At 51.1% G+C, this 1,205-nt stretch carries 1 protein-coding gene; it reads left to right on the forward strand.

Annotated elements, in window-relative coordinates; all coding sequences use genetic code 11:
- Positions 1-957 precede the first annotated feature (957 nt).
- Positions 958-1,098 (forward strand): hypothetical protein, encoded by a 141-nt coding sequence (locus ACXJ5O_RS27550; protein ID WP_457302685.1) that lies wholly within the window; start codon positions 958-960, stop codon positions 1,096-1,098.
- Positions 1,099-1,205 lie beyond the last annotated feature (107 nt).

Consider the following 1,205-nt stretch of genomic DNA (forward strand, 5'->3'; position numbering starts at 1 on the left):
AGCCGACGCTTAGAAATTGGGATGAAGTTGTATAGGTGATCGTTATCAAGATGAAATCTGTTTGACGGCTTCCCGCCACTGCGTTGCAACGGCCTCTGGTTCTTCGTTCACCAGGATGCAGAAGTGACTAGGGCTTTGCGGTCCCAGAGTGTGAATGGTTGTGTGTTGCGCGTCAGGATATTTCTGGACTGCTACAACGGTATGCGGGTTCACGTAAACTGGCTGCCCTTCGGCGGACATGAACTTGAGCATTTCCTGGTCTCCTGATTTCTGCGTCTTAGTAGTAAGCAACTCAAGAATGACAATTAGGTTAAGCAGTTACAGGACGCACCAATCCTCGTTGATGTCCCGTCCCATGCCACCACAGAGGCATTGCCGTTGTGATGCCAGGATGTCTTTGCGACTAATTGAGTGGGCGAGGGCAACTTTTATTAACGAAGCTGCCAAGTTGTTCAATTCTGGCATCCGGCAGAATCGGGAAATCAAGCGCTGGGTTGGACTGTTGCTCCCGAAAGCTTCAGCCCATGGCACTACTGTCAGCCGCGAGGGAAGTAGTCCACAAGGAATGCCATTGGATCAAGCTTGAGTACATGGCATAACGCGATGATCATTGAGCGCCATGCGGTTGCTGCCGCTCTCGCACTTTGGATTTGCGTGCCTGAAATGCCCATGGATGCACCGAGGTGGATTTGGCTGAGACCAGCGGCCAAGCGGAAGGCCCTCAGCCTTGCGCCAAGGACTTTATCAATGCGGGCTGCTGTCGGTCTGTAATGTTCTCGGTCTGCGCTCCGAAAAATCGCATAATGCCTCGACTGGAACCGAGCTTCAGAAACCGCATTGAGTGGGTATGCGGTTCGAATCTGGTCACGGCGGGCATTTGAAGTCAGGTCTCCGGTACACTGATTATCTGGAATTCGTGGGTGAGCTAGATAACGGATATGCACTATCTACTCATCATTGCGGCCACAGCTACCACTGACCGACGCCATCAAGGCAGCTGAACATGGAAACACTGAGGCTCAATACAACATCGGTGTGATGTGTTCAAAGGGCAAAGGCGTGCCAAAAGATGATGCGCAAGCTGTCCGTTGGTGGTGAAAAGCCGCCGAACAGGGTGACGGTGACGCCAAGCGTATGCTCGACGACATGATCAGATAAAACATAATATTTTCAGAACAATATTAGAGTATAGTCCAATCTATACC

The organism is Phyllobacterium sp. P5_D12, assembly GCF_054049495.1.